This window comes from Paraburkholderia xenovorans (genome assembly GCF_046030735.1).
Taxonomy (GTDB): Bacteria; Pseudomonadota; Gammaproteobacteria; order Burkholderiales; family Burkholderiaceae; genus Paraburkholderia; species Paraburkholderia xenovorans_A.
Map to the genome: position 1 here is coordinate 32,147 of NZ_JAQQBV010000019.1, position 26,591 is coordinate 58,737.

A 26,591-nucleotide genomic window follows, 5' to 3' on the forward strand; every position below is an offset into this window, starting at 1 on the left:
TAAAACGAGGATCACTGTCATGCCGGAATACGCTGCCGCCCCCGCGCTTCCCCTTCCGCTGCACGCGCATCGTCCTGAGCCGATCGAGCCGCCTTCGCCGCCACCCATCGCACCGCCTGCACCGACTCCGCCCACGCCCGGCGAGCCCGACACGATTCCCGACCCGACGCCGAATCCGATCGAACCCGTAGGTCCGCCGATCGGCGACCCGCCGCCTGAGCCCACCCAGACGCCACAAGCCAGTCAGCGTCCGCCGCAAAGCGTGCAACTCTGACACGTGTAGACCGCTGCGCCTCATACTGGCCGTGCCGATTTATGTACTTGTTACAAAGCCGGCGCATCTTTTACCGGCAATTTACCAACGCGACCCCTAGACTGTATTGATGCCGCCTTCTCCGGCGGCTCGGCTTCCCTGGAGGCATCGATCATGAGACATCCCGCACTGCGGCGTTCCGCGCGCCACTCGAAGCGCGATTCCCGGCCGGGCGGCAAGAACGAGGCGCCGAACGCACCGGACCCGTCCGCGCAGAACCGGGTCGCCCCCGATGCGCCGCCGGACGGCGAACACAATCAGGGCGGCGTGCGGCCGGAAGGGCTGGAGTATCAGCGAGACCTCGGCTCCGAGCAGGACGCCTGACGCAGTCCGACGACCGGTAAGAAGCTTTTCCGGGGCAATCGCATAAAACAGAAAAAAATTCTTCGCGATGTGCGAACATCGCGTGCTTTTGCTCGTTCGTCACATTTGCATACATTTTTATTTCGGATATCGCAAAAAACGGCACGCGATTTGCATGCACCTTTTTGGCACATATCCGTATGCAACGAAACAACTGACTGAGGTGGAGCACCAATGAGCAGACTGATCGTGGTATCGAATCGTGTCGCGCCGACCCAGGAGGGCCGTCCTGCTGCGGGCGGACTGGCGATCGGCGTACTGGACGCGCTGAAGGAAACCGGCGGCGTCTGGTTCGGCTGGAGCGGCGAAACGGTGAGCGAGCCGTCCGCGCCTGTGATCGAGAAGCAGGGCAACGTGACTTACGCGACGGTGGGTCTCACCAAGCGCGACTACGATCAGTACTACCGCGGCTTTTCGAACGCGACACTGTGGCCGACATTTCACTATCGCAACGACCTGTCGCGCTACGACCGGCAGGAATACGCGGGCTATCAGCGCGTCAACGCGACGCTGGCGAAGCAGCTCAAGGAGCTGCTCAAGCCCGACGACATCATCTGGGTTCACGACTATCACCTGCTGCCGTTCGCGCGCTGTCTGCGCGAGCTGGGCGTGAAGAATCCGATCGGCTTCTTCCTGCATATTCCGTTTCCGGTGCCGGAGGTGCTGCGCACCATTCCGCCGCACGAGGAACTCGTGAAAGCGATGTGCAGCTACGACGTGGTCGGCTTCCAGACCGAAGCGGACCGGCAGTCGTTCGTCGACTTCATCGAGCGCGGCCAGCATGGCACCTCGAGCGAAGACGGCATGGTGCACGCGTACAACCGTTTCCTCAAAGTGGCCGCGTATCCGATCGGTATCTATCCGGACGCGATCGCCAAGGCCGCCGAGCAGTTCACCGACCGCAAGCCGGTGCGCAGTCTGCGCGACGGGATGCGCGGTCGCAAGCTGATCATGAGCGTCGACCGTCTCGATTATTCGAAGGGATTGGTGGAGCGCTTCCAGGCGTTTGAGCGGCTGTTGCTGAATGCACCGGGTTGGCATGGTCGCGTGTCGCTGGTGCAGATCGCGCCGCCGACACGTGCCGATGTCACCACGTATCAACGCATCCGCCAGACACTGGAAGGCGAAGCCGGCCGCATCAACGGCCGTTTCGCGCAACTCGACTGGACGCCTATCCAGTATCTGAACCGCAAGTACGAACGCAATCTGCTGATGGCGCTGTTCAGGCAGTCGCAAGTCGGTTACGTGACGCCATTGCGCGACGGGATGAATCTGGTCGCGAAGGAGTACGTCGCATCGCAGGATCCGGCCGATCCGGGCGTGCTGGTGTTGTCGCAATTCGCGGGCGCTGCCGAGCAATTGCCGGGCGCACTGGTCGTCAATCCGTTCGATCTTTCGCAGATGGCCGAGGCGCTGGAGCGCGCATTGTCGATGCCGCTCGCCGAACGGCAGGCACGCCACGCGGACATGATGGCGCCGATGCGCGAGAACAATCTGTCGGTCTGGCGCGATACGTTCCTGTCGGATCTGCGCAATGTGTCGACTGCGTCCAAGGTGACGGCCAAAGCTGTAAAGCTAGCTGACGTGACGGCGTCGTCGTAGCCGGTTCAGTGGCGGCGGCGCGAAAGTCCGTTTGTCGGAGCCGCGCACGCCGGTCACGTCGAAAATAGTGTGGGGCGTTGTGAGAGAAGGGCGCGAATCGCGGGTCAGGATTCGCGCCTTCTGTTTTTTGCCGAGGCCGCGACTCGGGCTTCCGCTTCCTGCCACTCAAGCCGCCTGCACATTCACCCGTTGCATCACGCGCATCGTACTGACCACGGCCGCGACCGCTGAAAAACCTGCGGCGACATATAACGCGACGGTCGGTCCATGCAGCGGCGCGACGCCGAAGATTAGCGCGACCAGCGCCGCGCCGAGCGTTTGCCCGGTTAGCCGCGCGGTGCCCAGCATGCCGCTCGCGCCGCCGCTGCGCTCGCGCGGCGCGGCCGACAGCATGGTCCGGTTGTTCGGCGACTGGAAGATGCCGAAGCCCGCGCCGCACAGCGCCATGCGCCACGCGATCTGCATCGGCTCGGGATGCGCGCCGAGCGTGGCGAGCAGCAACAGCCCCGCGGTCATCGCGACGAGGCCCACGCCACCCAGCCATCCGGACGACACCTTGTCGGACAGCGCGCCGGCAATCGGCGCGGCGATGATGATGACTGCGGGCCATGGCGTCATCAACAAGCCGGTTTCGACTTGCGACAAGCCTAGCGTTTCCTGCAGCAGGAACGGCAAGGACACGAACGCGAGCATCTGCGCGCAGAACGAACAGACCGACGTACCGATCGACAACGCGAACACTGGAATTCTCAGCAAATCGATCGGCAGAAGCGGCGCGGACTGCGTCAACTGACGGCGCACGAAGAAGTAACCGATCACGATGGCGCCGAGCGCTTCGGCGATGACCCAGCCGAGGCGCTCGCCGTGGCCGAGACCGTCGACCGCGAAAATGAGCAGGCCGAACACGAACGCGTTCATCACCGCGCTCAGATAGTCGTACGGCGAATCGTGGCCGGGATTCAGCGGCAACGCCTTGAAACCGCCGACGATCGCCGCGATCCCGATCGGCACGTTGATCGCGAACAGCCACGGCCACGACGCAATGGCAAGCACGCCCGAGGCGACCGTCGGCCCGACCGCTGACGATACCGCCACCACCATCGCGTTGATCGCGACGCCGCGCCCGAGATGCGCGGGAGGATAGATCATCCGCACCAGCGCGGTGTTCACGCTCATGATGCCGGCCGCGCCGAAGCCCTGGATCACGCGGGCGAGCGCGAGCGTGGTCAGCGAGTCGGACAATGCGCAACCGAACGACGCCACCGTGAACAGAATCAGCCCGCCCAGATAGATGCGCCGATAGCCGATGCGATCGCCGAGCGACGCGAGCGGCAACAGCGAAATCGTGATCGCGAGCTGATACGCGTTGACGACCCAGATCGAGCCGGCCGCGCTCGCGTGCAGATTGCGCGCGATGGTCGGCAGCGCGACGTTGGCGATCGCGCTGTCGAGCACGGCCAAAGTCAGCGCGAGCGCGATCACCAGCATCGCCCAATAGCGTTGCGGCAGCGGCAGGCCTTCGTTGGAGTGTCCGGGCGGCGCGCCGGAGGCGGGTGTCTCTGCGCCGGCGGACGGTGCCGCTGCGTCCTTGCGCGTTGGTTGTGCGTGCATCGTTTTTTGGATTTGTAGTGGGAGACTTGCCGACGCTTCGCTTCGGCGTGCCACGCGCGCTGCTTGCTCTTGCTGCCCATCAGCGGCGGCAGGCAGCGACGACGGCGGTACGCCGCAAAAGCGCGCCGCCGTCGCGTCTCCCGCGTTATTTCAATTCGTACAGACCGGTATGCGTGGTCGAGTCGAGTTCGTTCAGATGCGTCATGAAGCGCGCAACCGCATTGGTGGTGTCCGCGTCGATCGGCAGATGCGCGACCTTCAACGCATGCAGACGGAAGATGTAGCGGTGCGCTTTGTCGCCACGCGGCGGCGCCGCGCCGCCGAAGCCGACGGTGCCGTAGTCGTTGTGCAATTGCAGCGCGCCTTGCGGCAGCAGCGAGCCGTCGGGCTTGCCGGCATTACGCGGCAACGAGCGGGCGTCGGCCGGAATGTTCACCACGACCCAATGCCAGAAGCCGCTGCCGGTCGGCGCGTCGGGGTCGTGCACGGTGAGCGCGAAGCTTTGGGTGTCGGGCGGCGGCGCATCCCACTGCAGCGCGGGCGAGATGTTTTCGCCGTCCACGCCGAAGGCCTTGTCGTCGTATTCGTGGGCTTTCGGCATGAAGCCGTTGGTGGGGAACTCGTCGGACCAGAGACGGAAATCAGCCATGGTGTGCCTCCCTGCCTGGATTGTTCTGGGATGGTCGGGACGTGCTTTTTGCTGCGCATGCGCTGACGCGACAGCTTGCAAAAACGCCCCGGTGAGCCAATCGAGTGTATCACCAGCGGCCTGTGGAAGACCGTGCGAGCGGCGCAGTCGGCCGGTGTCGTTCAGGCGCGTTCCTCGAAGCTCGGCGCGTCGCTCGTCAGCCATTCGACGAGCCGCTGCAACACACCCTCGATATCGCGATTGGCGCCGCGCAATGCGCATTCCCACACCACCGCGACGCGCCAGCCGTGTGCGAGCAACGCTTCGCGGACCTTGTCGTCGTTGCTGCGATTGCGGCCGATCTTGTCGCGCCAGAATTCGGGCCGCGTTTGCGGCCATTTGAACAGATGACAATCGTGGCCATGCCAGAAACAGCCGTGCACGAGCACCACCGCGTGATAACGCGGCAGCACGATGTCCGGCCGGCCGGGCAGATCGCGCGCATCGAGCCGGAAGCGAAAGCCCCGCCGATGCAGCAGGCTGCGGATCAGAATCTCCGGCTTGGTGTTGCGGCCGCGGATGCCGGACATCATCCGGCTGCGGGTCGCGCTATCGACGATATCGACCATTGCTCAGCCGGCCGTCAGCGTTCGGGTGGCGTTTTCACGCGTACAGCGCGAGCTTCTGTTTCGAACCACGGGGCGACTCCTCGGCGAGCAGGGCTTGCACATGCGGCAGCATGATGCGCGCCACCTCCTGCATCACCGGCATCACGACGCTGTTGCCGAATTGCCGGTAGGCCTGCGTATCGCTGACGGGGATCTGGAACGTGTCGGGAAAGCCCATCAGGCGCGCGCATTCACGCGGCGTCAGACGGCGCGGACGCAGCGCTTCGCCCTGATAGACCAGAATCTCGGACCCGTCCTTGTGATAACGCGCCGACAGCGTGCGCGTGACGCTCTGCGGATACGCCATCCCGAAGCCGAAACCGTTGCCCGCCGCGCGATGCTTTTCCGCGTAGTTTTGCAGGTAGGTCCAGAGCTTCGGTGTGAGCGTGTACTTCGGTTGAACGCAGCGCGCGGCGTGGTCGAAGAAACGGTCGTGGTCCCACGGCAGCACCGGCTCGGTGCCGTCCGTGCGATGCAGGATCGCGCTCAGACGCGGGCCGCTTTCGGGCAGGCGCAGATCGTCCCACGAGAACGACGTCTTGCCGCGAAAACCGACGATGATGATCCGCTCCCGATGCTGCGGCGTGAAATGCTGGCCGTCGACGACGCGGTAATGCACCTCGTAGCCGAGTTCGTCGCGCAGGGTTTGCAGGATCACGTCGAACGTGCGGCCCTTGTCGTGCGACAGCAGATTCTTCACGTTCTCGAGCAGAAACGCGGCAGGGCGTTTCGCCGCGATGATTCGCGCGACGTCGAAAAACAGCGTGCCCTGCGTCGTGCACTCGAAGCCGTGCGGCCGCCCCATCGCGTTTTTCTTACTGACGCCGGCGATCGAAAACGGCTGGCACGGGAAGCCGCCGAGCAGCACGTCGTGGCTCGGCACCTCTTCGGCGGGAAAGGAGACGATGTCGCCGATCAGCGCATGGTCGGCGCCTGCCGCATAGTTCTCGCGATAGGTGCGGGTGGAAAACTCGTTCCACTCGCTCGTGAATACGCATTCGCCGCCGTGCGCCTCAAAACCCATGCGAATGCCGCCGATGCCGGCGAACAGATCGATGAAGCGGAACTGACTAGCGCCGCCAGCCGTGCCGGCGTGGGTTCGCATGGTGCCATGCAACAGATCCCGCAACGCCGGTTCGAGCATCGCCGGACAGGGCGTGTCGCCCTTTTCCCAACGACGCACCGTTTTGATGTCCTTGCCGACATGTGAGGCGATTTCGCGTTGAGTGAAGCGTGCGCGCGCCTCTTTGAGCAGTGCGAGCGGTGCGGCGAGGGTCACGGGCGTCCTTGCTGGGAATTTTTGCGGACATTATGACCTAACGTCGTCCCTTTTTCTCGGCTTTTGGCGTGTATGGGCAGGAAATTTCCGGTAAGCAGGCGACGTCACCGCGTAAATGTGGATGTCACAGTTGCGCGTGTACGCTTATGGCGTGACGCGAAATCCCCGCGTTGCGACGTGTTGAGGCCGCGCTTGTTTCGCGGCCTTTTTTTATGCGCTGGAAATGTGGTCGAACGGCTGCGAGTCAGGCTGTCAGAGATGACTGCTGGGGTTCGTCGTCACCGGTTGAGGCCGCGCGGCAGCCGCGGGCGCCAGTTCTTCCCACGGCGATTGGGCCTGCGAGACCGGAGCGAGCGACGAGTCGAATTCGTCGAGTTGGAGCAGGAGGCTGTCTACCGTGCAAAGCTGCGCGTGGGAAAGGTTTCCACTGTCGAGCAGGTCGTACAGGCGTTTGCGCCAGTAGGCCGCCGGCAGGATCGGGCCGCCAAGATCGCCGTGTAAAGACGGTCGCATCACGCGCCGGATATGCGCGATGTCCTGATCGATTAGCGCCGCGTGGGATGACCCTTTGTGTGCGGTGAATGTCTGGTCCATGACTCCTCCTTGGCACCATTACGGCACGCGGAGGCGGGACTTTAGGCTCTTCGGGAAATATTTTTAGCCGCCTATCGGGTGCGGAAGTTCGTCGCTGGCGGAGTGCGGGCACACCCGTTGCTCGACCAGGTTACTGGCGTAATGTCACGCCGGCATTCCAAACAGTGGAGCCGATCATGAACAAGGACCAGGTAAAGGGTGTAGGCGAGCAGGTCAAGGGTAAGGTCAACGAAGCAGTGGGCAAGGTGACCAACAACCCCGGCAAGGAGCTGAAGGGCGACTTGCAACAAGGCGCAGGCAAGGTGCAGAAGGCCTACGGCGACGCGAAGGAAGACGCGAAAGACAACGCCAAGCGCAACGCGCCGTAATCGGGCTCGTATGTTGAAGTTGGGTTGAAGTTGCGGTTAAGTTGACTGACGACGAAAGGCGCTGCGGCGCCTTTCGTCGTTTGCGTTGTCTTTTCATGCACGCTTCTCATACACGCGAGCTGTGATGGCGCGCTCGCGCACGCGATTTGTTGAGTCGGTTTATATTTGGCGGTCGCGCGCTCGGGCCGTTCTTTCGGCCCTCCAGTGATCCGCTTTTCAGCCCCCAGCTTTCGCAAGGATGACACCCTCACCATGACCGATCTCTCCGCTTTTCCGATCACGAAGAAATGGCCCGCGAGCCAGCCGGACCGGATCCAGCTTTATTCGCTGCCCACACCCAATGGCGTGAAGGTGTCGATCATGCTCGAAGAGACCGGTTTGCCGTACGAGCCGCATCTCGTGCGCTTCGATACGAACGATCAGATGTCGGCGGAGTTTTTGTCGCTGAATCCGAACAACAAGATTCCGGCGATCATCGACCCGAACGGACCGGATGGCAAACCGCTGCCGCTGTTCGAGTCCGGTGCGATCCTGATTTATCTCGCCGACAAAAGCGGCAAGTTCATTCCGCAGGACGCCGCCGGCCGTTACGAAGCGATCCAGTGGGTGATGTTCCAGATGGGCGGGATCGGCCCGATGTTCGGGCAGCTTGGCTTCTTCAACAAGTTCGCCGGCAAGGACTACGAAGACAAGCGTCCGCGCGACCGCTACGTCGCCGAATCGAAGCGACTGCTCGGCGTGTTGAACGAACGGCTCGAAGGACGTGAATGGATTCTCGGCGACGCCTACTCGATCGCCGATATCGCGACTTTCCCGTGGGTGCGCAACCTCGTCGGCTTCTATGAGGCGGGCGAGCTGGTGGGCATTCAGGACTTTCCGAACGTGCAACGTGTGCTGGCCGCATTCGTCGCGCATCCGGCGGTGGCGAAGGGCCTCGATATTCCGAAGCGGCCTTCGTAAAGCAGTTTCGCATCGATCGATGCGGCCGGTTGGGAATGCCACTGGCCGCGCTCGATCACGGCGATCAACGCATCAGGGCAAGGCATCAACGCATCAGGGCAAATCGCCCGGATCGCCGCCCATCGCGCGATAGAGATCGCGCACAAACTCCTCGCTGACGACGTCCCATTCGGCCGAACCATACAGCACGTCTTCGGGATTCTTCTTGCCCTGCGCGTGACGCAGCGTGCGCACGGTCATTTCGAGGGCCATTGCTTCTTCGTAGAGAGGGTGGCCCGGGCGGAGGCGGTCGTCGTTTTCCATGTTTGAATTTCGGCGGTCGCTGAGGAAACTTTAGGCGTGGTTGAGCGCTGTTTTTTTGCGAGCCTGAATTGGGAGTCGCACCCGGCGATGCGATCGTCGCGTCGATTGTCACGTTTATAGCAACTTTGATTTCAGGTTTTAGGGGTTTTCCCTGGGGCTGCTGACTCATAGACTCTCTTCAACGGCTGCGGATACCAAGGTTCGTCGCTTCGGAAAAAACAATCTCTGGAGGTAGTCATCATGAAATCGCTCATCAATGCTGTGGCTGTTGCTCTCGTTCTTGCTGCTCCGGCGGTGTCGTTTGCGCAATCGAATGGCCCGGTCACACGCGCTCAGGTTCGTGCAGAACTCGTTCAACTGGAGAAGGCGGGTTATAGGCCGGCTGCCGGACGTGACCCGTACTATCCGACCGATATTCAGGCAGCAGAAGCGCGTGTCGCCGCGCAGAACGGTGTCGCGCAAAGCAGTGGTTATGGCGCGGCAACGAATGGTTCGTCGCAATCAGGTAGCCGGGATTCGACCGTGAGTTCGTATTCGGCTCCGGTCGTGAACCGCGGTCATTGATTGACCACTTCCGACGCGGACTCGGATTCGCGTCGGGCGGTTTGAATGTGGTTCGAGCAGGCTTGTTTTCCACGCACAAGCAGGTTTGCAAAACGTATAGCCGAAACCCTCCGTCCCCGATGATTCGGTGACTTGGCCCAGCCCTCGTGCTGGGCTTTTTTACGTTGATCGTCCGCACGCTCCGTTTGCCGATCGCGTCCGTTGGTCTCTGAAAACCTGTTTGGCATTCCGAAGCATCGGAGGCCCGGCAGCGTCGTCGTTCGCATGCCATCGCAAGCCGATGCAGCGTTTGCGGAAAGGGCGCCGATTCCTTTCAATTAGATTTTCTTTTCAATTTTCGAACTATGCACAATGACTTTTTTAAAGATTTTATTTTTTAAACATGTTAAAAAGCGTTCCGTCGTCGTATATTGACATCAACGCTTCACGCAAGACGACCACACTGAGGCCGTCGAATGACAAGCGGTAGTGTTTTGAAATCATGCTTTCCAATTATCTATAAGAAATATCACGAGGCATCGAACGCCCAATTGAAGTGAACGTGAGTTTGAACACTTCATGACGGCGCGCCCGCAGCGCTTTGCGCGGTGCGTGTGTTCGGTGCAGCAGCGGTCGTCGCGGATCGGATTTGCCGGCGTAAAGGCAGATCGCATGGGCCTGGTCCGCGGTAGTACGGCCGCAAAGCGTCCGCTGGAGCGGGCGCGGTATCGGTACGCATTTGCTTTTGCAAGTGCATGCGAATACGCCATGCCCATCGAAAAACTCCTTGTTCCGCTTCCGGCGGGCCTGAAAGTCTACGTGGAACGTCACGTATTCGATCCGGCCTTCGAGAGTGTCATTCTGATCAACGGCGCGTTGGCCACGACAGCGTCGTTCGGACAGACAATCAAATATCTCGGCGAACGCTATAACCCGATCTGTTTCGATTTGCCTTATGCCGGGCAATCGAAAATGCATAACGAATGCGGCTTCATTCTTACCAAAGACGATGAAGTCGATATTCTTTTATATCTGATCGATTTATTCGAGCCGAGCTTCCTGCTGTCGGTGTCGTGGGGCGGCGTGGCGTCGCTGCTCGCGCTGTCGCGGGCGCGTACCAGCATCCGGCGAGCCGTGATCGCGTCGTTTTCGCCGCTGCTCAACGGGCCGATGACCGCGTACGTGATCGCGGCGCGCGACTACATCGCCGCGGGCGAAAACCTGAAGGCCGCGCAACTGCTCAACGACACCGTGGGCCGTCATCTGCCGCGCATCATGAAGCTCTACAACTTCCGCTACCTGGCGACGCTGCCTCGCGACGAGCAGAATCAGGTCGCGTTTCATGTCGACCAGATTCTGGCGATTCGTCCCGAGCATTATCTGCACGAGTTCCGCAATATCGACTGCGGGCTGAAGTTCATCAACGGCGAACTGGACGACTACACGACGCCCGACGACGTGCGCTCCCTCAGCCACCATCTGAAACGCGCCGAATTCGAGACCATCGGGCAGGCCGGCCATTTCCTCGATCTGGAAGGACGCGCCGCGTTGCGCCAGGTGCGTACGGCAATTCTCGATTACTTCGGCGCGGCAGCGGCAGCGCCGGTGCCAGCGTCGTTGCCGTTGCCGTTGCCGTTGCCGATCCAGTCATCCACGCAGCAACCCGGATACGCGTCCAACTGCTTCGATAACGTCGCGGCCATCGCATTGCAGGCCACCGCCGATCACTCGTTCCAACAGGTCGAACTACCGTGAATATCGCTCAGAGCATCGCCATCGTCGTGCCGTGGACCGTGTGGCTGCTGTACTGGATCGCCACGTCGAAACAGGTCAAGGAAACCGTGCGCAAGGAGGCTTCCGCATCGCGCACGTTGCAGTCCATACCGCTGATTGCCGGCGGCGCGCTGATCGTGTTGCCGGACTTCAGTGCCGCGGCATGGTCCTTCGATTGGCATTCGTTCGCAGCGCCGCAATTCGCCGGCGTTGCCGTACTCCTCGCAGGGCTCGCGTTTTCCGTCTGGGCGCGCCTGCACCTCGGCACCAACTGGAGCGTGTCGGTCACGTTGAAAGAAGATCACGAGTTGGTGCGCAGCGGCCCGTACGGGGTCGTGCGCCATCCGATCTACACCGGTTGCCTGCTGGCGCTCGTCGGTGCGGCGCTGATCGGCATGGAATGGCGCGGCGCGCTCGGCTTGCTGCTGATCTTCGCTTCTCTCGCCTACAAGGTTCGAGTCGAGGAAAGCTGGCTGACGGGCCACTTCGGCCGCGCCTACGCGCAGTATCAGCGCGACGTCGCCGCACTGATTCCCGGCCTTTTCTGAAGAGCCGGCTATGACGCGCGTCATCATCACGGCGATCGGCTCGGCGGGCGACGTGCATCCGCTGCTCGGCATCGGCGCGGCGCTCGCGGCGCGCGGCCACGAGATCGTGTTCTGCACGCATGCGCCGTTCGCGGAAGCGGCGACGCGTCGCGGCTTCCGCTTCGTGCCGATCGGCACGGCCGCGGAATATGCGCAGGCGTTGGCGAACCCGGCACTCTGGCATCCGCGCACGTCGTTTCGCACGTTGTGGGCGGTCGTCGCGCCGACCTTGCGCGCGCATTTCGACACGCTGGTCTCGTTGACCACGCATGACACCGTGCTGGTCGGTACGTTATGGGCTTTTTCCGCGCGGCTGATGCAGGAGTTGTACGGCGCGCCGTTCGTGTCGGTGCAGGTCTCGCCGTCGACGTTGCTCTCCGCGCACGCTCCACCGACGCATCCGCGGCTGACGATTCCGCGCGGCCTGCCGCTCGCGCTGAAGACCGCGCTGATGCGCACGATCGAGCGGCACGCGCTCGACAAGGTGTGCGCGCCCGCGCTGAATGCGTTGCGCGCGGAACTCGGTCTCGCGCCGGCCTCGCGTATTTTCGGCGCGTGGCTGCACTCGACCGACGGCGTGTTGTGCCTCTTTCCCGAGTGGTTTGCGCAACCGCAGCCCGACTGGCCGACGCCGCATCGCATGAGCGGTTTTCCGCTTTTTAACGACGCGCTGCCGTCCGCGCCCGATCCGCAACTCGACGCGTTTCTCGCCGCCGGCGAACGGCCTGTGGTGTTCACGGCGGGCTCGACGCTGATCGATCAGGCGCATTACGCGCGGGTCGTGCGCGACACGTTGCGAGCGAGCGGCCTGCGCGGCATTCTTCTGCGACCCGATGCGGACGATGCACCGGAGAGTGAGACGAGCGGTCCGCACGCCGATCCCTCCACACTACTCGAACGCCGCTACGTGCCCTTGCGCACGTTGTTGCCGCGTTGTCGCGCGCTGGTGCATCACGGCGGTATCGGCACGGCGGCGCTGGCATATGCCGCCGGTATTGCGCAAGTCGTGACACCGTTCGCGCACGATCAGTTCGACAACGCGCAACGGGTCGTCGCAAGCGGCTGCGGGGTTCGGCTGGATGGACCGATCGATGCGCGCACGTTGACGCGCGCGCTCAAGCAGGTGCTCGGCAGTCCGTCGATTGCGACCGCGTGCGGCCGCGTGCATGACCGGCTGGCTGCATCGCCGGACGGTTGCGAGGCGGCCGCGCGTTATATCGAAGGCTTCATGCAGGCGAACTCACGCGCCGCCCCGGTCGAGCTGCCCGCATTGGCATTCAACGGGCTGAGTGCATGAGCGCCGCCGCTCAGTCCTTGCCGAAGCAACCCGGCTCGCGTGATGGCACGCACCGTGACGCCGGTGGCGATCAGCGCGAACAAAGCATGCGCGGCGCGCGCCTCGCATTGCTGACTTTCGCGCTCTCGCTGGCGACCTTCATCGAGGTACTCGATTCGACGGTGACCAACGTCGCCGTGCCGGCCATTTCCGGCGGCCTCGGCGTGTCCAACAGCCAGGGCACGTGGGTGATCAGTTCTTACTCGGTCGCCGCCGCGATCGCCGTGCCGCTGACAGGTTGGCTATCGCGGCGGTTCGGCGAAACGCGGCTCTTTCTCGCGGCGGTGATCCTTTTCACGCTGACCTCGCTGCTGTGCGGCGTGGCGGGCGACGTTCATCTGCTGGTGGTGTGCCGCGCGCTACAGGGCCTCTTTTCCGGGCCGATGGTGCCGCTCTCGCAAACCATCCTGTTGCGCGCCTTTCCACCGGATAAGCGGGTGGTCGCGCTCGCGCTCTGGGCGATGACCGTGTTGCTCGCGCCGATCTTCGGACCCGTAGTGGGCGGCTGGATCATCGACAACTATTCGTGGCCTTGGATTTTCCTGATCAATCTGCCGATCGGCATTTTTTCGTTCGCGGTGTGCCTGACGCTGCTGCGTCCCGATGCACGTAAAGTAGACCGCGCGCAGGCCGCGCCGGTCGATCTGCTGGGCATCGTGCTGCTGGTGGTCGGTGTCGGTTCGTTGCAGGCCGTGCTCGATCTCGGTCACGAGCGCGGCTGGTTCGATTCGCCGCTGATCCTGACGCTCGCGATCGTCGCGGGACTCGCGATCGTGTCGCTGCTGATCTGGGAGGCGGGCGAGAAGCATCCCGTGATCGATCTGAGCCTGTTTCGCGACCGCACGTTCTCGTTCTGCGTGCTGATCGTGTCGCTCGGCATGATGAGCTTCTCGGTGGTCGGCGTGATCTTTCCGCTGTGGCTGCAAGCGGTGATGGGCTACACCGCCTATCAGGCCGGACTCGCCACCGCGCCGCTCGGCTTGCTGGCACTCGTATTCTCGATCCTGGTCGGCCTGTTCTCCGCGCGTTTCGATGCGCGCGTGCTGGTCACGTTCGGCTTTCTGATTTTCGCGGGCGTGCTGTGGTGGGACGCGCACTTCACGCTGACCATGACCTTTACGCAGATCATCACGCCCGGCCTGATTCAAGGTATCGGCCTGCCGTGCTTCTTCATTCCGCTGACGGCCGCCACGCTGTCGCGCGTGTCCGACGACAAACTCGCCGCGGCCTCCAGCCTGTCGAACTTCCTGCGCACGCTGTCGGCGGCATTCGGCACCGCGATGAGCGTGACGCTGTGGGACAACCGCGCGCTGTATCACTACGACGTCGTCGCGCAATCGGTGACGAAATCGTCCGGCAATACGCAGCGTTTCGTGCAGACGCTGCACGGCGTGGGCATCGAAGGCGTGCGCGAACTCAGCGCGTTGCACCATATCGTGCAGCAGCAGGCGTACATGATGGCGACCGGCGACATGTTCTACATGGCGAGCGTCACCTGCGTCGTGCTCGCCGCGATGATGTGGCTGACCCGCCCGAAGCGCGGCGCCGCGCTGGCAGCAGGTCACTGAAGGAGTTGCGATGACGATCCTGGGCGGCCTGATCATTCTGTTTCACCCGAGCGAAGCGCAACTGCTGCGCGTGGTGGCGATGCATGCCAAATGCGACCGTCTGCTGGCGGTCGACAATTCTCCGCAACCCGACAGTCGCGCTGCCGCGTGGCTCGGCGAAGCGGGCGTCGCGCTGCTGCATCACGGCAATTGCAACGGCATTGCCGGCGCGTTCAATTGCGGGCTGGATGCACTGTTCGAGCAGCGCGTGGACGCGGTTGCGCTGTTCGACCAGGATTCCGAAGCGCCGCCGGAATACTTCGACGTGATGCGCGACCGGTGCGCGTCGCTGAGCGGCGCTGCGTTCATGGCCGGCCCGCGCATCTTCGACGAAAACGATCGGCGCTTCCTGCCGGAATTGACGACGAGCGGGCTCGGCGTCGAGCGCCTGTCGCTGCGCGTCGATGCCAGCGTGCAACGTTGCGCGTTTCTGATCTCGTCCGGCTGCGTGATCTCGCGTGAAGCGTTCGTGCGACTCGGCCGCTTCGACGAATCGTTGTTCATCGATCACGTGGACACCGAATACTGTTTGCGCGCGCTATTGCGCAACGTGCCGGTCTACCTCGTGCCTGCGCTGGTGCTGCCGCATCGGATCGGCGCGCGGCGTCGTCACACACTTGGACCGATCGAGTTGACGAGCATGAATCACCCGGCGTTTCGCCGGTACTACAGCGCGCGCAACGCGATGCAACTCGCGCTGCAATACGGCTTGCGTCTGCCGGTCGCGGTCGTGCCGAATCTGCTGACACTCTGGCAGATCGTGCAGATCGTGCTGCTGGAAAAGGACAAACTGCACAAGCTGGGCGCGATCGTATTGGGTGTGATCGACGGGTTGTTCGGGCGCATGGGGCCGCTTGCGCGAACCCGTCCGTGGCTGGCGGCGAGAGCGGTGCGTGCCGCGAGGACTGGCGCCGTGAGCGCGCCGGCGTCTACCGGGCGCGCGCTGCGGCGCACGCGTCATTCATGAGCCGATCGATGCGAACCTTCATGCGCCGCTCGTGGCCTGTGTTGCTGTTGACGGCGGCGGCGCTCGGCGGCTGCGTCAGCGATGCCGGTCTGCATGCGAACGTTCAGCCGCGCAAGCCGGCGGAGGATGCGCTCGCACAGACTGTTGGGCCGAACGCGAACGGCGCGTGGCCCGCGCCCGATTGGGTGAAGCGGTACCGCGATCCGCAACTGGACGAGCTGGTCGCCGAAGCGTTGCAGGCCAATCCCGATCTGCAGATTGCAAAGGCGCGAGTAGGCGCCGCGCAGGCGCAACTCGAGCAGTTCGCGTCGTTGACCGGCCTGACCGGCACTGCGGCGGCGACCGTGAGCAAAACCCGTTTGCCGCAGCCTGCGGACGTGGCCAACGTGTCGGTCGGCGGCCAGCAGATTCCGGTGCAGGTGTTCAGCGATCCGACCGTGTCGCCGGCGGCGTTGTTCGCAGGTTTGAGCTATCAGCTCGATCTGTGGGGCAAGAATGCCGCGTTGACGCGCGGTTTGCTGTCGACGCGCGACGCGGCGCGAATCGACGCCGAGCAGGCGCGTCTCACGCTGACGGTGGCGATGGTGACGCTCTACTGCGAACTCGACCGCACGTTCGCGATGCGGGACATTCTGCGACAGAAGCAACTGGCGGCGCAGCAGGTCGACGCCGTGTTGCGCGAGCGCAGCGCGCGTGGCCTCGATAACGCGTACGACGCCGCCGACGCGACGCTCAAGCAAAGCCGCCTTGCTTCGCAACAGGCGCTGAACGACGAGCGCATCACGCTGGCCGAGTTGCAGATCGGCGTGATGACGGGGCGCGGACCGGAGCGTGGCTTGTCGCTGCGTCGCCCGCAACTTGCTGCGGCGGTGGACGCGCCGCTGCCTGCGCAACTGCCGGTGGATCTGCTGGGTCGTCGTCCCGACATCGTGGCGGCCCGCTTGCGCGCCGAAGCCGCGCTCGCCAACATCGACGCCACGCGCGCGCAGTTCTATCCCGACGTGAACCTCGTGGCGTTTGCCGGCTTGACGGCCTTGACGCCCGCCGCGCTTTTTTCGCGCGCGGCGCTGACGGGCTCGATCGGTCCGGCGATCTCGTTGCCGGTGTTCGACCGGACCCGTCTGCGTGCGCAACTCGGCGGCGACTACGCGAATGTCGACGCCGCGGTGAGCCTTTACAACAAGACCGTCGACGAAGCGCTCGGCGAGGTCGCGCGTCAGCTCACTTCGTTGCGCACGGTGGATACGCTCACGGGCGAACAGACGCGCGCGGTGAACGCGGCCACGCGTATCGTCGCGATCGCCGAAGAGCGACATCGGCGTGGCATTGCGATGCAAAAGGACGTGACGCTCGCCGATTTGTCGTTACTCGACGAGCGCGCGCAGCAGGTCGATCTGCAGGGTCGCCGCAGGATGTTGCAGGTTGCGCTGGTCGGCGCGCTGGGCGGCGGCTTCGACGAACGCAAAGTGGCCGGTGCACCGATCTCGCATTACCAGACCGCTTTTCCCTCTCACGCGCGCATCACGGATACGCACTTCGATTGAATGCACAACGATAAACAGGCACATCATGCCGCCGGCTGGACCGAAGAACAGGTCGCGGCGGCGAGCGCAGCGGACGACGCGCAGCAACTGAAACGCGCGGCGCGGCGGCGACGCTTTGCGATCTTTTTCGGTGTGGTCGCGCTCGCGGGGGCGGCGTGGCTTACGTGGTGGGTTTTGAGCGCGCGCTTCGTCGAAGAAACCGACGACGCCTACGTGGCGGGCAACATCGTGCAGATCGCCGCGCAGATTCCGGGCACTGTCACCGACATTCTGGTGGACAACACGCGCCAGGTGCGCGCGGGCCAGCCGCTCGTCAAACTCGACGACGCCGAAGCGGCCGCGGCTTTCGCCCAGGCGCGCGCGCAATTGACGCTGGCTGTGCGCCAGGTGGCGAACGCGACGATCTCACGCAAGCTCTACGTGCAGTCGATCGAAGCGCGCCGCGCCGAACTCGCGCTCGCGCAACGTGCGTTGGCGGCGCGCGATCATGCTTCGGTCGAGGTCGTGTCGCCGGAAGAATTGGCGCGCGCCCGCGAAGCGGTGGCCGTGGCGCAGGCGAATCTGGCGTCGGCCCAGGTTCAACTGGACGCTGCGCGCGCGCTCGGCGGCAAGGTTTCGATCGAGGCGAGTCCGCCCGTGTTGCAGGCGGCCGCGCAATTGCGGCTCGCGTATCGCAATCTGCAGCGCACGACTATTGTGTCTCCCGTCGACGGTACGGTCGGGCAGCGGTCGGTGCAGATCGGGCAGCAGGTTGGGCCGGGAGTCGCGCTGATGTCGATCGTGCCGCTCGAACGTTTATGGGTCGAGGCGAATTTTAAGGAAGGGCAGATTCGCAACATGCGCGTCGGGCAGCCGGTGCGGATCGTGTCGGATGTGTACGGCTCGCAGGTGCTGTATCGCGGCAGGGTGGAGGGTTTTTCGGCCGGCACCGGCAGCGCGTTTTCGATGCTGCCGTCGCAGAACGCGGCGGGGAACTGGATCAAGGTCGTGCAGAGGGTGCCGATTGTGATTTCGCTTTCCGCAGCTGATTTGGTGGCGCATCCGTTAAGGCTCGGGTTGTCGATGCAGGTGGCGGTGGATACGCGGGTGAGGGAGGGGCATCTGGTGGGGGAGGGGGCCGCGGTGGTAACGCAGAGTACGCGCGTGCATGACAATGTTTCGCGGGAGGCGGATGCGGTGGTTGAGGGGATTGTTCGGGAGAATATGGCCGGGGTGGAACACAATTGACATGACCAGATAGATAAATGACGTAATCGATGGACGCGGCGATATAACCGATCGGCCTATCCGCTCAATGCCTTCACCACGTCTGGTTCATCTTTGGCTGCACGTGGACGATCAATGCAGCAAAAAGCCCCGCAGCGCAAGGCATACGGGGCTTTCTAAGCAAACTCGGGCAACACCGGAAATCTAGTTGGTCCCCCTGACAGGAATCGAACCTGTATCTAGCGCTTAGGAGGCACTTGTTCTATCCATTGAACTACAGGGAGAGGACCGAACCATAAAAAATCGCGTCAATCCTGCAAACGAACGAAGACAAGGTCCGCGAGGAAAGGGCGAGTCCAAATTCGCCGGCGAGCGCAGAGTATATCAAACGCTCCCGGGCGGGAGGAGGGGCGGGAACCCGTCCTCAAAAAAGCAAACGGTCCGGCAGGAGTCCCCCATCGAGCCGTGCAAACCACGCGAAGCCCCAAGGCGCCTCAACCACGCCTCACCTGACCTTACCCCGCAAGCAAACTCACCAACCCACCCTCAAAACTCCACCACCGCAAACTCCGCCTTACCCACATCGCAAAGCGGGCAACGCCAGTCATCGGGAATCGCGGCGAACCGGGTACCGGGGGCGATCCCTTCCTCCGGCAAGCCTTCTTCCTCGTTGTAGATCCAGCCGCAAATCAGGCAGACCCAGCTTTTGTATTCAGTCACTTCGATTACTTCGCTCACGACGTACTCTTCTTTGGTTCGATGCATTGATCCGCTAAATCTGCCCCTTTTTAGGGCATAGCGGCGACCCGCAATATTACAGGAATTCGGTACCCGGACCGTCAACGACCCATACAAAGGCGCCGCAAAGCCAGCGAAATCAACCCCTTGCAAGCGCAAGCACACCGTCATACACAGCGTGTATGCTCTGATCGCTCTCGTTTCCCAAACAAGGAGAAAAACGATGTTGAAAAACAAATGGTTGGCCGGCCTCGTGCTGGCGGGGTCGCTGGCTGCGTCGGGTCTTGCGCAGGCTGCCGGCGTGTCGTTCGTCGCACCGAAGGACGGCGCTACCGTCAGCAATCCGGTGCACGTGGTGTTCGGCGTCGACGGCATGAAGATCGCGCCGGCCGGCACGATGACGGAAGGCACGGGCCACCACCACCTGCTGATCGACGGCAAGCCGCTGCCGAAGGGCGAAGTGATTCCGGCCACTGAAACATCGCTGCACTTCGGCAAGGGCCAAACCGAAACCGATCTGACGCTGCCGCCCGGCGACCACACGCTGACGCTGCAATTCGGCGACGGCATGCATCGTTCGTATGGCCCGGAGATGAGTAAAACCATCACCGTGCACGTGAAGTAAGCGCCGCTCGCGAGCCGCCTGCCAGACGCGCGCCGGAACCGGCCGCGTCATGGAAGCCGAATCGCCGCTCCGCAAAAAGAGCGGCCAAAAAACGCTTCCAGACCGCAACCCAGGCGGCTCATCCACCCAACCCGCCGCCGCCCGCCATCTGCGCCAGAATCCCAGTCCGCAAGCCAGCCGTTCAGCCTATCTCTTCCGACAGACAGGCACCCGCCGCTGCGCCCGGTACAATGAGCAGTTCCGACTCATCGCTGTCTTCTCCAATTCTCCATGTCGCTTTACACCATTACCGGGGCCCAACTGGCGTTCGGTCACGTCGCGTTGCTCGATCACGCGGATTTCTCCCTCGAAGCGGGCGAACGCGTCGGGCTGATCGGCCGTAACGGCGCGGGCAAGTCGTCGCTGCTGAAGATCGTCGCCGATCTGAGCAAGCCGGATGATGGCCTGATCACGCGCCAGCAGGGCCTCACTTCGGTCTACGTGCCGCAGGAGCCGGAGTTCGATACGGACGACACGGTGTTCGACGCGGTCGCCGCCGGCCTGACCCACGCCCGCGCGCTGCTGGACGAATACGACGCAGTCGCCAACCAGCTCGCCGACGAGCCGGAAGGCGCGCAGCACGACGATCTGATGTCGCGCATGAACACGCTGCAATCGGCGCTCGACCACTCGGACGCGTGGAACTGGAGCACGCGCGTGGCCACCACGCTGCAGCAGATCGGTCTGAACGGCGAGGCGCGCGTCGGTTCGCTGTCGGGCGGGATGCAAAAGCGCGTCGCGCTGGCGCGCGCGCTAGTCGTGCAACCGGACATCCTGCTGCTCGACGAGCCGACCAACCACCTGGACTTCGACGGCATTCGCTGGCTCGAGGAACTGCTGGTCTCGCTGCGCGCGGGTCTGCTGTTCATCACCCACGATCGCGCGTTTCTGGATCGCGTCGCGACCCGCATCGTTGAACTGGATCGCGGCCGTCTGCTGTCGTATCCGGGCAATTTCTCCGCCTACCAGACCCGCAAGGCCCAGCAGCTCGAAATCGAGCAGGTGGAAGCGGCCAAGTTCGACAAGCTGCTCGCGCAGGAAGAAGTGTGGATCCGCAAGGGGGTCGAGGCGCGTCGCACGCGCAGCGTCGGCCGGATCGCGCGGCTCGTGCAGATGCGTAACGAGCGCGCCGAGCGCCGCAACGTGCAGGGCAACGTGAAGCTCGACGTGGGCCAGGGCGAGAAGTCCGGCAAGATCGTCGCCGAACTCACCGACGTCACGAAGCGCTACGGTTCGCGCACGGTGGTCGACACGTTCACGGCCACGGTCATGCGTGGCGACAAGATCGGTTTCGTCGGCCCGAACGGCGCGGGCAAAACCACGCTGCTGAAAATGATCCTCGGCGAATTGCCGCCGGACGAAGGCGCGGTGCGCGTCGGCACCAATCTGCAAGTCGCGTACTTCGACCAGATGCGCGCGCAACTGGATCTGGAAAAGAGTCTCGCCGACACGATCAGCCCGGGCAGCGAGTGGGTCGAAGTCAACGGCCAGAAGAAGCACGTGATGAGCTATCTCGGCGACTTCCTGTTCGCGCCGGAACGCGCGCGTTCGCCGGTCAAGTCGTTGTCGGGCGGTGAGCGCAACCGTCTGCTGCTCGCCCGTCTGTTCGCGCGGCCGGCCAACGTGCTGGTGCTCGACGAGCCGACCAACGACCTCGACATTCCCACGCTCGAACTGCTCGAAGAACTGCTCACCGAATACGACGGCACGGTGCTGCTGGTCAGCCACGATCGCGCGTTTCTGGATAACGTCGCGACCTCGGTGATCGCGTCGGAAGGCGGCGGCAAGTGGCGCGAGTACGTGGGCGGCTTTACGGATTGGCAGATCCAGCGCGACCGTTCGCAGCAGATGGCGCAAGACGCGCTGAAGGAAGCGACGAAAGAAGCGTCCGGCAAGGACGCGGCGCAGAAAGACAGCGCCGCGGCAGGCCGCAACGCGCCGCGCGCGGCCAAGCTGTCGTTCAAGGAGCAGCGCGAACTGGATGCGTTGCCGGCCACGATCGCTGCGCTCGAAGCCGAGCAGAAAACCATCGGCGCCCAACTCGAAGACGGTTCGGTCTTCGCGAAAGACCCGCAGGAAGGTACGCGTCTATCCGAACGCTACGCGGCGATCGACGAAGAACTGCTGGTCGCGCTGGAACGTTGGGACGAACTGGAAAAGAAGCGCAAATAAGGCTGGAGGGGGCGTCCCGCCCCTTATCCAAACGGCCAATCCAGCGCGTAGTCAATTGCCGCCGGTATCGAAATCAGTAAAATACCCCGCGAACAGGCTTCCCCCGGCGTTCGCACCGGCGCTTACCAGACCCGGCTATAGTCGAGCCGGCATCGAACCGCCGTCGAGCGCGCCAAAGGGAAGCGGGGCATCGAAAGCAGTTTGCCCGCAGCGCGGGCACCTCTCCTAACCCCGTTGTTTCGTTTCGCTTTTTTTGAAAACTCAACGCATTGTCCACGGACCTGTCCACAGGACCTGTGGACAACGATGAACCGACGCACCCGAGTCAACCATGTCTACGAAAAAGCCAAACGCCGCGTATAGCGAAGCGTCGATCAAGGTGTTGAAGGGCCTGGAGCCGGTCAAGCAACGGCCCGGTATGTACACCCGCACCGAGAATCCGCTGCACATCATTCAGGAAGTCATCGACAACGCGTCGGACGAGGCCCTCGGCGGCCACGGCCGGCAAATCACGGTCACGCTGCACGCGGACCATTCGGTCTCGGTCGAAGACGACGGCCGCGGCATTCCGTTCGGCCTGCATCCGGAAGAAGGCGTGCCGGTCGTCGAGATCGTTTTCACGCGTCTGCATGCGGGCGGCAAGTTCGATAAGGCCGCCGGCGGCGCGTACACATTTTCGGGCGGCCTGCACGGCGTCGGCGTGTCGGTCACGAACGCGCTGTCCACGCGGCTCGACGTCACCGTGTGGCGCGAAGGCAAAGTCGCCGACCTGAGCTTCGCCAACGGCGACGTCGCGAAACAGCTCGAAGTGCGCGCGGCCGTGAAGGGCGACAAGAAGTCGGGCACGCGCGTCACCGCGTGGGCGAATCCGAAATACTTCGATTCGCCGAACCTGCCGCTCGGCGAATTGCAACGCCTGCTGCGCTCGAAAGCGGTGCTGCTGCCGGGCGTCGAAGTCACGCTGATCAACGAGAAAACCGGCGAGCAGCAAAGCTGGAAATACGAAGACGGTTTGCGCGGCTATCTGCTCGAAGGGATGAACGGCAGCGATCTGCTGATTCCGTTGTTCGAGGGCGAGCGCTATGTCGAAAACTCGCGCGCGAGCGAAGAGACGTTTGCCGAAGGCGAGGGCGCGGCGTGGGTCGTCGCGTGGAGCGAAGAAGGCACGCTGATGCGCGAGTCGTACGTCAATCTGATCCCGACTCCCGCCGGCGGCACGCACGAATCCGGTTTGCGCGACGGCCTGTTCCAGGCGGTGAAGAGCTTCGTCGAATTGCATAACCTGCAGCCGAAGGGCGTGAAGCTGCTGGCGGAAGACGTGTTCGCGCGCGTGTCGTTCGTGCTGTCGGCGAAGGTGCTCGATCCGCAATTCCAAGGGCAGATCAAGGAACGGTTGAATAGCCGCGACGCGGTGAAGCTGGTGTCGTCGTTCGCGCGGCCGGCGCTGGAGTTGTGGCTGAACCAGCACGTCGAGCACGGCAAGAAACTCGCGGACCTCGTCATCAAGCAGGCGCAGGCGCGCACGCGCGCGGGTCAGAAGGTCGAGAAGCGCAAGAGCTCGGGCGTGGCGGTGCTGCCGGGTAAGCTGACCGATTGCGAATCGACGGAAATCGGCCGCAACGAACTGTTCCTCGTCGAGGGCGACTCGGCGGGCGGTTCCGCGAAGATGGGCCGCGACAAGGAATACCAGGCCATCCTGCCGCTGCGCGGCAAGGTGCTGAACACATGGGAGACCGAGCGCGACCGGCTGTTCGCCAACAACGAAGTGCACGACATTTCGGTGGCGATCGGCGTCGATCCGCATAGCCCGGACGACAAGGTCGATCTGTCGAATCTGCGCTACGGCAAGATCTGCATTCTGTCGGACGCGGACGTCGACGGCTCGCACATTCAGGTGCTGTTGCTCACGCTGTTCTTCAAACACTTCCCGCAGTTGATCGAGCGCGGTCACGTGTGCGTCGCGCGTCCGCCGCTGTTTCGCGTCGATGCGCCCGCGCGCGGCAAGAAGCCGGCGCAGAAGCTCTACGCGCTCGACGACGGCGAGCTCGAAGCGATTCTCGACAAGCTGCGCAAAGACGGCGTGCGTGACACGCAATGGTCGATCAGCCGCTTCAAAGGCCTGGGCGAAATGAGCGCCGAACAGTTGTGGGACACCACGATGAACCCGGACACGCGGCGCCTGATGCCGGTCGCGCTCGGCGAGCTCGACTACGACGCGACGGTCGCGCGTATGACGATGCTGATGGGCAAGGGCGAAGCGGCGTCGCGCCGCAGCTGGCTCGAAGAAAAGGGCAACGAAGTGGAAGCGGATATCTGAGCGCGCTGGAAAGCGCCCCGACTACGCACAGCCACTTCACGCCAAACACGGATACGGAATCTAGATGGACGACGACAACACTCTCGACCTTTTCACCGAGCCGCCGCCCCCGGAGGGCGACTTCCTGACGCTCGGCAACTACGCGGAACGCGCGTACCTCGACTACGCGGTGAGCGTGGTCAAGGGCCGCGCGCTGCCGGACGTGTGCGACGGCCAGAAGCCGGTGCAGCGCCGCATCCTGTTCGCGATGAACGACATGGGTCTGTCCGACAACGCGAAGCCGGTCAAGTCGGCGCGCGTGGTCGGCGACGTGCTGGGTAAGTACCACCCGCACGGCGACCAGTCCGCGTACGACGCGCTGGTGCGTCTCGCGCAGGACTTCTCGATGCGCTATCCGCTGATCGACGGCCAGGGCAACTTCGGTTCGCGAGACGGCGACGGCGCCGCGGCGATGCGATACACCGAAGCGCGCCTGACGCCGATCGCGAAGCTGCTGCTCGACGAGATCGACCAGGGCACGGTCGACTTCATGAAGAACTACGACGGCGAGTTCGACGAGCCGAGGCTGTTACCCGCGCGTCTGCCGTTCGTGTTGCTGAACGGTGCGTCGGGCATCGCGGTGGGACTGGCCACGGAAATCCCGTCGCACAATCTGCGCGAAGTCGCGGCCGCCGCGGTGGCGCTGATTCGCAATCCGAAGCTGCAGCATGCCGAATTGATGCAGCTCATCCCGGGCCCGGATTTCCCGGGCGGCGGCCAGATCATTTCGAGCGAAGCGGAAATCTCCGCGGCATACGAAAGCGGCCGCGGCAGCCTGAAGGTGCGCGCGCGCTGGAAGATCGAAGAACTCGCGCGCGGCCAGTGGCAACTGGTGATCACCGAACTGCCGCCGAACACGGCCGCGCAGAAGGTGCTCGAGGAAATCGAAGAGCAGACCAACCCGAAGATCAAGCTCGGCAAGAAGACGCTCACGCCTGAACAACTGCAGACCAAGCAGACCATGCTGGCGCTGCTCGACGCGGTGCGCGACGAATCGGGCAAAGACGCGCCGGTGCGTCTGGTGTTCGAGCCGAAGTCGAGCCGCATCGACCAGACCGATTTCGTCAATACGCTGCTCGCGCATACGAGCCTCGAATCGAACGCGTCGCTGAATCTGGTGATGGTGGGCGGCGACGGCCGTCCGCGTCAGAAGGGTCTGGGCGAAATCCTGCAAGAGTGGATCGCGTTCCGCTTCACAACGGTCACGCGCCGCACGCGGCATCGTTTGTCGAAGGTCGACGACCGGATTCACATCCTCGAAGGCCGGATGATCGTCTTTTTGAATATCGACGAAGTCATCCGCATCATCCGCGAATCCGACGAACCGAAGGTTGCGTTGATGGCCGCGTTCGGCCTGTCCGATCGCCAGGCCGAGGACATTCTCGAAATCCGTTTGCGTCAGTTGGCGCGGCTCGAGAAGATCAAGATCGAGAAGGAATTGTCCGAACTGCGCGACGAGAAGGCCAAGCTCGAAGAGTTGCTCGGCAGCGAATCGGCAATGAAGCGTCTGCTCATCAAGGAAATCGAAGGCGACGCAAAGCAATACGGCGACGAGCGCCGCACGCTGATCCAGCAGGAAAAACGCGCGACGTTCGAGGCGCGTGTGGTCGACGAACCGGTCACGGTGGTCGTTTCGCAGCGCGGCTGGGTTCGCGCGCTGAAGGGGCACGGTCTCGATACCGCCGGCTTCACGTTCAAGGCCGGCGACGGGTTGTATGCGGCGTTCCAGTGCCGCACGCCGGATACGCTGGTCGCGTGGGGCAGCAACGGGCGCGTCTATTCGGTCGCCGTGGCGCTGCTGCCGGGCGGCCGCGGCGACGGCGTGCCGGTCACGTCGCTGATCGAACTCGAGTCGGGTAGTCATCTGATGCACTACTACGCGGCCCCCGCCGATCAGGCATTGCTGCTCGCGTCGAGCAACGGCTTCGGTTTTGTCGCGAAGGTCGGCGATATGGTGAGCCGCGTGAAGGCCGGCAAGTCGTTCATGACCATCGACGCCGGCGCTGCACCGCTCGCGCCGATGCCGATGCTGCCGGCGGCGACGCATATCGCGTGTCTGTCGTCGGGCGGCCGGCTGCTGGTGTTCGGTCTCGACGAAATGAAGACGCTGTCGGGCGGCGGCCGCGGCGTCACGCTGATGGCGCTCGACGACAACGAAACGCTGACTCAGGCGCTTGCCATCGACAACGCCGGCGTGGTGCTGATCGGCACGCGCCGTGGCGGCCGCGTCGACGAAGAGAAGCTGAGCGGCGCCGCACTCGCGCCGCATATCGGCAAACGGGCGCGCAAGGGGCGCACGCCGGAGAGCAAGATGAAGCTCGACGGCATGCGTCCGGTGCTGGCCTAAGTAAGCTGAATAAGCTGAACGGAACGACACGGCGCGCTACCTTCGCGAAAGAAAGAAGCGCG

23 protein-coding genes, 1 tRNA gene and 1 pseudogene are annotated in these 26,591 nt (G+C 63.5%); 17 read left to right on the forward strand and 8 right to left on the reverse strand.

The genetic code is table 11. The features are described from left to right. Positions 1-19: 19 nt before the first annotated feature. The 3 genes from PQQ51_RS19655 (at position 20) to otsA (ending at position 2,278) form a co-directional block, all read left to right on the forward strand. Positions 20-274, forward strand: a complete 255-nt coding sequence (locus PQQ51_RS19655; protein WP_408498476.1) for a hypothetical protein — start codon at positions 20-22, stop codon at positions 272-274. Between the two features lie 153 nt (positions 275-427). Then, a complete protein-coding gene (locus tag PQQ51_RS19660) occupies positions 428-637 on the forward strand; it encodes a hypothetical protein (RefSeq protein ID WP_408498477.1) in 210 nt (69 codons plus the stop codon). 213 nt (positions 638-850) lie between these two features. Continuing rightward, the gene (otsA, locus tag PQQ51_RS19665) at positions 851-2,278 is read left to right on the forward strand and encodes an alpha,alpha-trehalose-phosphate synthase (UDP-forming) (protein WP_408498478.1); all 1,428 of its coding nucleotides are present in this window, start codon (positions 851-853) and stop codon (positions 2,276-2,278) included. Between the two features lie 165 nt (positions 2,279-2,443). Here otsA and PQQ51_RS19670 read toward each other — a convergent pair whose 3' ends face one another. The 5 genes from PQQ51_RS19670 to PQQ51_RS19690 all read right to left on the reverse strand — a co-directional run bounded on the left by PQQ51_RS19670 (position 2,444) and on the right by PQQ51_RS19690 (position 7,058). Then, positions 2,444-3,889 (reverse strand): MFS transporter, encoded by a 1,446-nt coding sequence (locus PQQ51_RS19670; RefSeq protein ID WP_408498479.1) that lies wholly within the window; start codon positions 3,887-3,889, stop codon positions 2,444-2,446. Positions 3,890-4,034: 145 nt separating this feature from the next. Further along, positions 4,035-4,538 (reverse strand): YbhB/YbcL family Raf kinase inhibitor-like protein, encoded by a 504-nt coding sequence (locus tag PQQ51_RS19675; protein WP_408498480.1) that lies wholly within the window; start codon positions 4,536-4,538, stop codon positions 4,035-4,037. A gap of 161 nt (positions 4,539-4,699) precedes the next feature. Next, positions 4,700-5,146 (reverse strand): very short patch repair endonuclease, encoded by a 447-nt coding sequence (locus PQQ51_RS19680; protein ID WP_408498482.1) that lies wholly within the window; start codon positions 5,144-5,146, stop codon positions 4,700-4,702. A 34-nt stretch (positions 5,147-5,180) separates the two neighbouring features. Then, the gene (locus PQQ51_RS19685) at positions 5,181-6,464 is read right to left on the reverse strand and encodes a DNA (cytosine-5-)-methyltransferase (RefSeq protein WP_408498483.1); all 1,284 of its coding nucleotides are present in this window, start codon (positions 6,462-6,464) and stop codon (positions 5,181-5,183) included. Positions 6,465-6,716: 252 nt separating this feature from the next. Continuing rightward, positions 6,717-7,058, reverse strand: coding sequence for a hypothetical protein (locus tag PQQ51_RS19690; protein WP_408498485.1), 342 nt, complete (start codon positions 7,056-7,058; stop codon positions 6,717-6,719). A 176-nt stretch (positions 7,059-7,234) separates the two neighbouring features. Here PQQ51_RS19690 and PQQ51_RS19695 point away from each other — a divergent pair, with 176 nt between their 5' ends. Both PQQ51_RS19695 and PQQ51_RS19700 read left to right on the forward strand, forming a co-directional pair. Continuing rightward, on the forward strand, positions 7,235-7,426 hold the full coding sequence (locus PQQ51_RS19695) for a CsbD family protein (RefSeq protein WP_408498486.1): 192 nt from the start codon (positions 7,235-7,237) through the stop codon (positions 7,424-7,426). Positions 7,427-7,678: 252 nt separating this feature from the next. Beyond that, positions 7,679-8,386: a glutathione S-transferase N-terminal domain-containing protein gene (locus PQQ51_RS19700; protein ID WP_408498487.1), complete on the forward strand. Its 708-nt coding sequence runs from the start codon at positions 7,679-7,681 to the stop codon at positions 8,384-8,386. A gap of 93 nt (positions 8,387-8,479) precedes the next feature. Here PQQ51_RS19700 and PQQ51_RS19705 read toward each other — a convergent pair whose 3' ends face one another. Then, on the reverse strand, positions 8,480-8,689 hold the full coding sequence (locus PQQ51_RS19705) for a hypothetical protein (RefSeq protein WP_408498488.1): 210 nt from the start codon (positions 8,687-8,689) through the stop codon (positions 8,480-8,482). 240 nt (positions 8,690-8,929) lie between these two features. Here PQQ51_RS19705 and PQQ51_RS19710 point away from each other — a divergent pair, with 240 nt between their 5' ends. The 8 genes and pseudogenes from PQQ51_RS19710 (at position 8,930) to PQQ51_RS19745 (ending at position 18,273) form a co-directional block, all read left to right on the forward strand. Beyond that, positions 8,930-9,253 (forward strand): DUF4148 domain-containing protein, encoded by a 324-nt coding sequence (locus PQQ51_RS19710; protein WP_408498489.1) that lies wholly within the window; start codon positions 8,930-8,932, stop codon positions 9,251-9,253. 747 nt (positions 9,254-10,000) lie between these two features. Further along, positions 10,001-10,834: pseudogene (locus PQQ51_RS19715) on the forward strand (alpha/beta fold hydrolase); the annotation flags it as partial. 149 nt (positions 10,835-10,983) lie between these two features. Next, positions 10,984-11,553, forward strand: a complete 570-nt coding sequence (locus tag PQQ51_RS19720; protein ID WP_408498490.1) for a methyltransferase family protein — start codon at positions 10,984-10,986, stop codon at positions 11,551-11,553. A gap of 10 nt (positions 11,554-11,563) precedes the next feature. Then, on the forward strand, positions 11,564-12,889 hold the full coding sequence (locus tag PQQ51_RS19725) for a glycosyltransferase (protein WP_408498491.1): 1,326 nt from the start codon (positions 11,564-11,566) through the stop codon (positions 12,887-12,889). Positions 12,890-12,975: 86 nt separating this feature from the next. Then, positions 12,976-14,496, forward strand: coding sequence for a DHA2 family efflux MFS transporter permease subunit (locus tag PQQ51_RS19730; protein ID WP_408498574.1), 1,521 nt, complete (start codon positions 12,976-12,978; stop codon positions 14,494-14,496). Positions 14,497-14,506: 10 nt separating this feature from the next. Continuing rightward, on the forward strand, positions 14,507-15,502 hold the full coding sequence (locus tag PQQ51_RS19735; protein WP_408498492.1) for a glycosyltransferase family 2 protein: 996 nt from the start codon (positions 14,507-14,509) through the stop codon (positions 15,500-15,502). Continuing rightward, positions 15,499-17,046 carry an efflux transporter outer membrane subunit gene (locus tag PQQ51_RS19740; RefSeq protein WP_408498493.1) on the forward strand — a complete coding sequence of 516 codons (1,548 nt, stop codon included), beginning with the start codon at positions 15,499-15,501 and terminating at the stop codon, positions 17,044-17,046. Before PQQ51_RS19735 ends, PQQ51_RS19740 begins: the two co-directional genes overlap by 4 nt. Further along, on the forward strand, positions 17,047-18,273 hold the full coding sequence (locus PQQ51_RS19745) for an HlyD family secretion protein (RefSeq protein ID WP_408498494.1): 1,227 nt from the start codon (positions 17,047-17,049) through the stop codon (positions 18,271-18,273). Between the two features lie 188 nt (positions 18,274-18,461). On the opposite strand, the gene PQQ51_RS19750 is transcribed toward PQQ51_RS19745, so the two are convergent. Continuing rightward, positions 18,462-18,536: transfer RNA gene (locus PQQ51_RS19750), tRNA-Arg, on the reverse strand. A 262-nt stretch (positions 18,537-18,798) separates the two neighbouring features. Next, on the reverse strand, positions 18,799-19,017 hold the full coding sequence (locus PQQ51_RS19755) for a rubredoxin (protein ID WP_408498495.1): 219 nt from the start codon (positions 19,015-19,017) through the stop codon (positions 18,799-18,801). A 196-nt stretch (positions 19,018-19,213) separates the two neighbouring features. On the opposite strand from PQQ51_RS19755, the gene PQQ51_RS19760 reads away from it, so the two are divergent. From PQQ51_RS19760 to parC, 4 genes are all read left to right on the forward strand, one after another. Continuing rightward, a complete protein-coding gene (locus tag PQQ51_RS19760; RefSeq protein WP_408498496.1) occupies positions 19,214-19,615 on the forward strand; it encodes a DUF4399 domain-containing protein in 402 nt (133 codons plus the stop codon). Positions 19,616-19,885: 270 nt separating this feature from the next. Further along, positions 19,886-21,826, forward strand: coding sequence for an ATP-binding cassette domain-containing protein (locus PQQ51_RS19765; protein ID WP_408498497.1), 1,941 nt, complete (start codon positions 19,886-19,888; stop codon positions 21,824-21,826). Between the two features lie 331 nt (positions 21,827-22,157). Beyond that, complete coding sequence (locus PQQ51_RS19770; RefSeq protein WP_408498498.1) at positions 22,158-24,143, forward strand: DNA topoisomerase IV subunit B; 1,986 nt, start codon at positions 22,158-22,160, stop codon at positions 24,141-24,143. A 64-nt stretch (positions 24,144-24,207) separates the two neighbouring features. Beyond that, the gene (gene parC / locus PQQ51_RS19775) at positions 24,208-26,529 is read left to right on the forward strand and encodes a DNA topoisomerase IV subunit A (RefSeq protein ID WP_408498500.1); all 2,322 of its coding nucleotides are present in this window, start codon (positions 24,208-24,210) and stop codon (positions 26,527-26,529) included. Positions 26,530-26,591 lie beyond the last annotated feature (62 nt).

Coding starts and splice junctions, on each gene's coding strand:
- PQQ51_RS19770 (WP_408498498.1), top strand. CDS start 22,158: ATGTCTACGAAAAAGCCAAACGCCGCGTATAGCGAAGCGTCGATCAAG.
- PQQ51_RS19695 (WP_408498486.1), top strand. CDS start 7,235: ATGAACAAGGACCAGGTAAAGGGTGTAGGCGAGCAGGTCAAGGGTAAG.
- parC (WP_408498500.1), top strand. CDS start 24,208: ATGGACGACGACAACACTCTCGACCTTTTCACCGAGCCGCCGCCCCCG.
- PQQ51_RS19765 (WP_408498497.1), top strand. CDS start 19,886: ATGTCGCTTTACACCATTACCGGGGCCCAACTGGCGTTCGGTCACGTC.
- PQQ51_RS19735 (WP_408498492.1), top strand. CDS start 14,507: ATGACGATCCTGGGCGGCCTGATCATTCTGTTTCACCCGAGCGAAGCG.
- PQQ51_RS19655 (WP_408498476.1), top strand. CDS start 20: ATGCCGGAATACGCTGCCGCCCCCGCGCTTCCCCTTCCGCTGCACGCG.
- PQQ51_RS19740 (WP_408498493.1), top strand. CDS start 15,499: ATGAGCCGATCGATGCGAACCTTCATGCGCCGCTCGTGGCCTGTGTTG.
- PQQ51_RS19725 (WP_408498491.1), top strand. CDS start 11,564: ATGACGCGCGTCATCATCACGGCGATCGGCTCGGCGGGCGACGTGCAT.
- PQQ51_RS19745 (WP_408498494.1), top strand. CDS start 17,047: ATGCACAACGATAAACAGGCACATCATGCCGCCGGCTGGACCGAAGAA.
- PQQ51_RS19755 (WP_408498495.1), bottom strand. CDS start 19,017: ATGCATCGAACCAAAGAAGAGTACGTCGTGAGCGAAGTAATCGAAGTG.
- PQQ51_RS19660 (WP_408498477.1), top strand. CDS start 428: ATGAGACATCCCGCACTGCGGCGTTCCGCGCGCCACTCGAAGCGCGAT.
- PQQ51_RS19680 (WP_408498482.1), bottom strand. CDS start 5,146: ATGGTCGATATCGTCGATAGCGCGACCCGCAGCCGGATGATGTCCGGC.
- PQQ51_RS19670 (WP_408498479.1), bottom strand. CDS start 3,889: ATGCACGCACAACCAACGCGCAAGGACGCAGCGGCACCGTCCGCCGGC.
- PQQ51_RS19705 (WP_408498488.1), bottom strand. CDS start 8,689: ATGGAAAACGACGACCGCCTCCGCCCGGGCCACCCTCTCTACGAAGAA.
- otsA (WP_408498478.1), top strand. CDS start 851: ATGAGCAGACTGATCGTGGTATCGAATCGTGTCGCGCCGACCCAGGAG.
- PQQ51_RS19700 (WP_408498487.1), top strand. CDS start 7,679: ATGACCGATCTCTCCGCTTTTCCGATCACGAAGAAATGGCCCGCGAGC.
- PQQ51_RS19690 (WP_408498485.1), bottom strand. CDS start 7,058: ATGGACCAGACATTCACCGCACACAAAGGGTCATCCCACGCGGCGCTA.
- PQQ51_RS19675 (WP_408498480.1), bottom strand. CDS start 4,538: ATGGCTGATTTCCGTCTCTGGTCCGACGAGTTCCCCACCAACGGCTTC.
- PQQ51_RS19730 (WP_408498574.1), top strand. CDS start 12,976: ATGCGCGGCGCGCGCCTCGCATTGCTGACTTTCGCGCTCTCGCTGGCG.
- PQQ51_RS19760 (WP_408498496.1), top strand. CDS start 19,214: ATGTTGAAAAACAAATGGTTGGCCGGCCTCGTGCTGGCGGGGTCGCTG.
- PQQ51_RS19710 (WP_408498489.1), top strand. CDS start 8,930: ATGAAATCGCTCATCAATGCTGTGGCTGTTGCTCTCGTTCTTGCTGCT.